Raw genomic sequence first — 7,350 nt, 5'->3', positions numbered from 1 at the left:
ATGCGCCGGAATCTGGCCGACCACATCGTTGCGCTGAGCGAGGCGATTGACCTGACCGCAGACGTCACTGGCCAGGATGTGCACCTGGCCGGCTATTCGCAGGGCGGAATGTTCACCTATCAGGCGGCGGCCTACCGGCGCTCGAAAAGCATCGCCAGCATTGTGACATTCGGCGCTCCGGTCGACACCCTGGCGGCGCTGCCGATGGGGCTGCCGCCCAACTTGGCCCCGGGTATCGCCAATTTCATGGCCGACCATGTCTTCAACCGGCTGGATATCCCAAGCTGGTTGGCGCGCGCCGGTTTTCAAATGCTCGACCCGCTCAAGACTGCCAAAGCACGGCTCGACTTCGTGCGCCAGCTCCACGATCGCGAGGCACTGCTGCCGAGGGAAGCCCAACGGAGATTCCTGGAGTCGGAAGGCTGGATCGCCTGGTCCGGCCCGGCAGTCTCCGAGCTGCTCAAGCAGTTCGTCGCGCATAACCGGATGATGACAGGCGGTTTCGCCATCAACGGTCAGCTGGTGACGCTGACCGATATCACCTGTCCGGTACTGGCTTTCATCGGCGAGGTGGACGACATCGGTCAGCCGGCCGCGGTGCGCGGTATCCGGCGCGCAGCGCCCAACGCCGAGGTATACGAGTACAGCCTGCGCGCGGGTCACTTCGGTCTGGTCGTCGGATCCAAAGCCGCACACGAGACTTGGCCAACTGTTGCCGATTGGGTGCTGTGGATTTCCGGACACGGAGACAAGCCCACCGACATCTTCCCGATGGCCGACCAGCCGGCCGAACGCACCGACCGCGGCGTCGCGCTCAGTTCCCGGCTGATGCACGGCCTGGGCGAGGCATCCGAGGTGGCAGTCACACTCGCCCGTGGAGCGGCCGACGCGGTCGTCGCAGCGAACAAATCGATGCGCACGTTGGCCGTCGAAACCGCGCGAACCTTGCCCCGACTGACCCGGTTGGGCCAGATCAACGATCACACCCGGATCTCGCTCGGCCGGATCATCGGCGAACAGGCCCACGACGCGCCGAACGGCGAATTCCTGCTCTTCGACGGACGGGTGCACACCTACGAGGCGGTAAACCGGCGCATCGACAACGTCGTGCGCGGTCTCATCGAGGTCGGGGTACGCCAGGGCGAACACGTCGGGGTCTTGATGGAAACCCGGCCAAGCGCGCTGGTGGCCATCGCCGCGCTGTCGCGGTTGGGTGCCGTCGCCGTGCTGTTGAAGCCCGACGTCGACCTGGCCGCTGCGGTCCGGCTCGGGGGAGTGACCGAAATCGTCACCGACCCGCCGAACCTCGAGACCGCGCGGCAATTGCCCGGACAGATTCTGGTTCTCGGCGGTGGTGAGTCCCGGGATCTGCATCTGCCCGAGGACGCCGGTGTCATCGACATGGAACAGATCGATCCCGATGCCGTCGAGCTCCCGGCCTGGTATCGGGCCAACCCGGGGTATGCGCGGGACCTGGCGTTCATCGCGTTCAGCACCGCGGGCGGACAGTTGGTCGCCAAGCAGATCACCAACTACCGCTGGGCGCTGTCGGCGTTCGGAACCGCCTCGACTGCGGCGCTGGACCGAAACGACACCGTGTACTGCCTGACGCCGCTGCATCACGAGTCCGCGCTGCTGGTCAGCTTGGGCGGCGCAGTGGTCGGCGGCACCCGCATCGCCTTGTCCCGCGGGTTGCGCGCGGACCGATTCGTCGCCGAAGTGCGCCAGTACGGCGTCACCGTCGTCTCCTACACCTGGGCCATGCTCCGCGAGGTCATCGACGACCCGAGCTTCGCGCTGCACGGCAATCACCCGGTGCGGTTGTTCATCGGCTCGGGTATGCCGACCGGGCTGTGGCAACGCGTCGTCGACGTGTTCGCGCCCGCGCATGTGGTCGAGTTCTTCGCCACCACCGACGGACACGCGGTGCTGGCCAACGTGTCCGGCGCCAAGATCGGCAGCCAGGGCCGGCCGTTGCCCGGCGCCGGCCACATAGAACTGGGCGCCTACGACGCCGAGCACGACCTGATTCTGGAAACCGAGCGCGGGTTGGTCCGGGTACCGGAAACCAACGAAGTCGGTGTACTGCTCGCCGAGCCGCGCGGGCCGATCGATCCGACCGCATCGGTCAAACGCGGTGTCTTCGCTCCCGCTGACACCTGGATCTCGACTGAATATCTGTTCCGCCGCGACGCCGATGGCGACTTTTGGCTAGTGGGCAGTCGCAGTTCGACGATCCGCACCGAACGCGGGATCGTGTTCTGCGAACCGATCACCGACGCGCTCGGGCTCATTCCGGCGGTCGACCTCGCGGTGACCTACGGAGTGCCGAAGGCCGGCCACCAAGTCGCGGTGACCGCGGTGACGTTACGGCCGGGTGCGACCATCACGGCGGCGGATCTCACCGAAGCGGTGGCGGCGATGCCGTTCGGGTCGGGACCCGACATCGTGCATGTGGTGGCAGAGATGACGCTCAGCGCCAGTTACCGTCCGACGGTCAGTCCCTTGCGGGCAGCGGGGATTCCCAAGGCGGGGCGGCACTCCTGGTATTTCGATGCTGACGCCAACCAGTTCCGGCGATTGACGGGCTCGGCACGGACGGAGCTGTCGGGTGCGCACTGACAATCGAGGCAGACATGGTTGACGAGACCCTGCTGAGCATCCTGGTCTGCCCGGCCGACCGCGGCCCACTGCTGTTGGTCGGCAAAGATGACCGGGAGTTGCTCTACAACCCGCGGCTGCGGCGTGCTTACCGCATCGAAGACGGCATCCCGGTGCTGCTGGTCGACGAGGCGATCGAGGTTGGCGACGACGAGCATGCCGAGCTCATGGCGCGGGCCACTCCGGCAAATCCCCAGTGAGGTAACGCTGCAGGTTCGGAGCGATCGTCTCGATGATCTGGGCGGCGGGCAGTGACTTGAACGGCTCCAGGTCCAGGATGTAGCGCGCCATCAGGACGCCCACCAGTTGGGATGCGACGAATTGAACCCGAATGATGCCGGAGCCCGGTGGATTATCGACGCGGCCCCCGACTTCGACGGCGATCACGTCCTGGATGAACGAACGAAACAAATTGACCTCCGACCCGGCGATAACCGACCGCAGCGTGGCGACGAACCCGGCACCGATTTCGGAGTCCCACAGCGGCAACAGCATCGACGGAATGGCGTGGCCGAGTTCCTCGAGGGGCACTTGGCGCAATGGGCCGATGACGTCCATCGGGTCTATCTGGACGTGAACCGCCGCGGCGAACAGCTTTTCCTTGGTGCCGAAGTAGTGATGCACCAACGCTGAATCGACGTCCGCCGCCGCCGCCACCGCGCGTATCGACGTATTCGCAATTCCGTTGCGGGCAAACATGACTCGAGCATTGGCTAGAATTCGATCACGGGTGTCTGAACTCCCCGCCGGGCGTCCGGGCCGCTTGCGCCCGGTGTTGCTGGCGGTCACGCTACGGTGTCCGCCGGCGCAGGGTGGCGGCGGCCAGGCATAGCGCCGCGATCGCAAACCCCAACACGACCAGAATGTCTCGTACCGCGACCCCGGTCAGCTCGGTATGCGCGCCCACCTGTTGGAGAGCCTCCAGCGCATAGCTGGCCGGCATCGCGTTGCTGATCCATTCCAGCCAGGTTGCCATCAACGCTCGCGGAACGATGATGCCGGCCAGCAACAGCTGCGGCACCATCACCAGCGGAATGAACTGCACGGCCTGAAATTCTGTGCGCGCGAACGCACTACACAACAATCCGAGTCCGACGCCGAGCATCGCGTTGACGATCGCGATCAGGAAAACCCAGAACGGACTGCCGGCGGTGTCGAAGCCGAGAAGCCAAAACGCCACGGCGCAAGCCAAGGTGGCTTGCACCGCTGCGGCGATCGAAAAGGCCGTCCCATAAGCGAGCAGCAGGTCGAGCCGGCGCAGCGGAGTGGTCAGGATGCGCTCCAATGTCCCCGAGGCCCGTTCTCGCTGCATCGTGATCGCCGTGATGATGAACATCACGAACAGCGGGAACAGACCGAGCAGGATCAGGCACGCATTGTCGAACGGCGTCGGCACGCCCGGACGATGCGGGGCGTTCTCGAACATGAAGTACATCAACGTGATAACCAGGACCGGCACCGCCAGAATCATCGCGATGCTGCGGTGATCGGCGGCCAGCTGGCGCAGGATCCGCAACGTGGTCGCGCTATACGGTTTCAAATATCCCTTCAGTCCTAACCGGCTAGGCGCTTGGTGCTGCGCTTGATGATGGACAGAAACGCGTCCTCCAGTGACGTGCATCCGGTGTCCTCTCGTAGTCGGGTCGGAGTGGTGTGCGTGACCAGGTGACCTTCGCGCATCAGCAACAGGGCACCGCAGTGGTCGGCTTCGTCCATCACATGGCTGGAAACCAGCAGGGTGGTCCCGGCGCGGGCGAGGTCGGTGAACTGCTCCCAGAGATCTGCTCGCAGCACGGGGTCCAATCCCACCGTCGGTTCGTCGAGAACGAGCAACTCGGGCTGGCAGACCAGCGCACACGCCAGCGACACCCTGGTGCGCTGACCACCGGAGAGATTGGCGCAATAGGCAGTGCTGTGATCGCTGAGCCCCACCCGATCAATCGCCGAGTCGGCCGCGCGACTGTCAAAACCGTAGAGGGAAGCGAAATAACGGACGTTGTCGACGAGCCGCAAGTCGTTGTAGATCGTGGGGTCCTGAGGCAGGTATCCGATCCGGCGACGCAGCGGCGCCGAACCCGCCGGTAATCCGAGCACCCGCACCGTGCCGGCAGCGATGAGTTGGGTGCCGACGATGCAACGAATCAGCGTGGTCTTCCCGCAGCCTGACGGGCCCAGCAGTCCGGTGATACTCCCGCGGGCGATGCGAACCGAGAAGTCATGCAGCGCAGGGCGTTTACCGCGGACCACCCGTAAGTGGCTGATGTCGACGGCTACTTCGTCGCCCATCGAGGATAATTCATCACGCGATGAAGTCATCATACGATGAATATCCGCCCCTGCTGCCGGGCTGTCAAGGGTCGCGGGCAGAATCTGTCCGATGGGCGCTGACCTACTCGCGGTCGACCCGGTTCGGGCGGCGCATCGACTAGTCGGCGCCACGCTGACCGGTCGCGACGTCACCGCCACGATCGTCGAGGTAGAGGCCTACGGCGGGGTGCCGGACGGTCCGTGGCCGGACCCCGCGGCGCACTCGTATCGCGGTCCTAGCGGTCGCAGCACGGTGATGTTCGGACCGCCGGGCCGGCTCTACGCCTACCGCAGCCACGGCATCCATGTGTGCGCAAACGTGGTGTGCGGGCCTGACGGCGTTGCGGCCGCGGTCCTGCTCAGGGCAGCTGCGATCGAGACCGGGCTCGACGTCGCCCGGTCCCGCCGCGGTGCGTCCATCCGCGCCGCCGCATTGGCGCGCGGGCCGGGGAACCTCTGCTCGGCATTGGGAATCACCATGGCCGACAATGGCATCGACCTCTTTGACGGCGACGGCCCAGTGCGGCTGCGGCTCAACGACAGCCTCGACTCGGTGTCCGGGCCGCGGGTCGGCATCAGCCAAGCCTCCGACCGGCCGTGGCGGCTGTGGTTACCGGGCCGGGCGGAGGTTTCGGCCTACCGGCGCAGCCCAGGAGCGCTGGCGCCTGGTGCCAGCGACTAGGGGCGACCGTCGCGCCGTCAGGTCGCCCGCCGCGGCGCCGTGTCGATGCGAGAAGATCTTTGACTGTGGACGCTGAATCTTCCGGCTCGTCTGGCATCCTCGACGAGCTGCGCTGGCGTGGACTGATTGCACAGTCCACCGACCTTGACGCGCTGGCCGCCGAGGCGGCCCGGGGTCCGATCACGCTATACGCGGGATTCGATCCCACCGCGCCTAGCCTGCACGCCGGACACCTGGTACCTCTGCTGGCGTTGCGGCGGTTTCAGCGCGCCGGGCACCGCCCTATCGTTCTCGCCGGCGGCGCAACCGGCTTGATCGGCGACCCTCGCGAGACTGGTGAACGGGTGCTGAACGCCGTCGACACCGTCCAGGGGTGGACCGAGCGGATCCGTGGACAGTTGGAACGTTTCGTCGATTTCGACGGGTCCCCGACCGGTGCGATCGTCGAAAACAACCTCGAGTGGACCCGCGCGATGTCGGCGATCGAGTTGCTCCGTGACGTCGGCAAGCACTTCTCGGTCAACGTCATGCTGGATCGCGACACGGTGCGGCGGCGTCTGGAGGGCGAGGGGATCTCCTACACGGAGTTCAGCTACATGCTGTTGCAGGCCAACGACTACGTCGAGCTTCACCAACGCCATCACTGTCTGCTGCAGATCGGCGGATCCGATCAGTGGGGCAACATCATCGCCGGGGTGCGTTTGGTGCGCCAGAAGCTCTCAGCCTCCGTGCATGCCCTCACAGTTCCGCTGGTGACCGCGGCCGACGGGACCAAGTTCGGTAAATCCACGGGCGGCGGCAACGTGTGGTTGGACCCGGAGATGACGACTCCGTACGCCTGGTACCAGTACTTCATCAACACCGGCGATGCCGACGTCATCCGGTACTTGCGCTGGTTCACCTTCCTGTCGGCCGACGAGTTGGCCGAACTGGACGAGGCCACCGCGTCACGGCCACACGAGCGCGCGGCACAACGGCGCCTGGCCCGCGAACTCACCACGCTCGTGCATGGTGAGCACGCCACCGAGTCCGTCGAACATGCAAGCCAGGCGTTGTTCGGCCGCGGGGAACTCACCCGGTTGGATGAGTCCACGCTGACGGCCGCGCTCCGCGAGACCTCGATAGCCGAGTTGAAGCCAGGGGCGCCGGACGGAATCGTCGACCTGCTGGTTGCCAGCGGGTTGTCGCAGAGCAAGGGCGCCGCGCGACGCACGATCGCTGAGGGCGGCGTCTCGGTCAACAACACCAACATCGACGACGAGGACTGGGTGCCCCGACCTTCCGACTTCCTGCATGGGCGCTGGCTGGTCCTGCGCCGCGGCAAGCGGAATATCGCCGGGGTCGAGCGCGTTGACTGACCTTGCGGAGGCGAAACACGCGGTCTAGCGGGTTGTTTGACTCCGCGTTTCCTGTCGCGTAACTTAGGCGAGTCGTCGCGACGCGGCCAGTCCGTAGAGCGCGACGATGTCCCAGAGGGAAGATCCACTTCGGTGGCTCCCTCGTCGTCCGCAAGCGAGTAACCGGCCACAAGAGCCGCGGGACTTGTTGCGCGGCCGAAGGGGTGTTGTTTGAGAACTCAATAGTGTGTTTGGTGGTTTTGTTTTTGTTGTTGTTTTTTGTCATGTTCTGATACCCCGTGTCAGGGTGTGATGTTTTTTTGATGCCAGTTTTTGGTGTTGTTATTTGTTAGGTCAGATTTT

General features: G+C 65.2%; 7 protein-coding genes. 4 read left to right on the top strand and 3 right to left on the bottom strand.

The features are described from left to right. On the top strand, window positions 1-2,622 hold a 2,622-nt coding region (locus tag VNW74_RS20635; RefSeq protein ID WP_325680215.1), incomplete at its 5' end, for an acyl-CoA synthetase. Window positions 2,623-2,636: 14 nt separating this feature from the next. Beyond that, window positions 2,637-2,861: a Trm112 family protein gene (locus VNW74_RS20630; RefSeq protein WP_325680213.1), complete on the top strand. Its 225-nt coding sequence runs from the start codon at window positions 2,637-2,639 to the stop codon at window positions 2,859-2,861. Here the strand turns inward: VNW74_RS20630 and VNW74_RS20625 are convergent. The 3 genes from VNW74_RS20625 to VNW74_RS20615 are packed head-to-tail and all read right to left on the bottom strand — an operon-like array spanning window position 2,827 to window position 4,980. Beyond that, entirely contained in the window at window positions 2,827-3,450 is a 624-nt protein-coding gene (locus VNW74_RS20625; protein ID WP_325680211.1) for a TetR family transcriptional regulator, read from the bottom strand. The genes VNW74_RS20630 and VNW74_RS20625 overlap by 35 nt on opposite strands. A gap of 1 nt (window position 3,451) precedes the next feature. After that, window positions 3,452-4,201, bottom strand: coding sequence for an ABC transporter permease (locus VNW74_RS20620; protein WP_325680210.1), 750 nt, complete (start codon window positions 4,199-4,201; stop codon window positions 3,452-3,454). 14 nt (window positions 4,202-4,215) lie between these two features. Next, on the bottom strand, window positions 4,216-4,980 hold the full coding sequence (locus tag VNW74_RS20615) for an ABC transporter ATP-binding protein (protein ID WP_325680208.1): 765 nt from the start codon (window positions 4,978-4,980) through the stop codon (window positions 4,216-4,218). Window positions 4,981-5,038: 58 nt separating this feature from the next. Between VNW74_RS20615 and VNW74_RS20610 the strand changes: the two genes are divergently transcribed. Together VNW74_RS20610 and tyrS are read left to right on the top strand one after the other, a co-directional pair. Next, window positions 5,039-5,650: a DNA-3-methyladenine glycosylase gene (locus tag VNW74_RS20610; protein ID WP_325680206.1), complete on the top strand. Its 612-nt coding sequence runs from the start codon at window positions 5,039-5,041 to the stop codon at window positions 5,648-5,650. Window positions 5,651-5,715: 65 nt separating this feature from the next. Beyond that, window positions 5,716-7,008, top strand: a complete 1,293-nt coding sequence (tyrS, locus tag VNW74_RS20605) for a tyrosine--tRNA ligase (protein ID WP_325680204.1) — start codon at window positions 5,716-5,718, stop codon at window positions 7,006-7,008. Window positions 7,009-7,350: the final 342 nt, after the last annotated feature.

Origin of the sequence: Mycobacterium sp. (assembly GCF_035570115.1) — a bacterium.
GTDB lineage: Bacteria > Actinomycetota > Actinomycetes > Mycobacteriales > Mycobacteriaceae > Mycobacterium.
This window is presented reverse-complemented; position numbering and strand designations above follow the sequence as displayed.

Coding starts and splice junctions, on each gene's coding strand:
- VNW74_RS20615 (WP_325680208.1), bottom strand. CDS start 4,980: ATGATGACTTCATCGCGTGATGAATTATCCTCGATGGGCGACGAAGTA.
- VNW74_RS20610 (WP_325680206.1), top strand. CDS start 5,039: ATGGGCGCTGACCTACTCGCGGTCGACCCGGTTCGGGCGGCGCATCGA.
- VNW74_RS20630 (WP_325680213.1), top strand. CDS start 2,637: ATGGTTGACGAGACCCTGCTGAGCATCCTGGTCTGCCCGGCCGACCGC.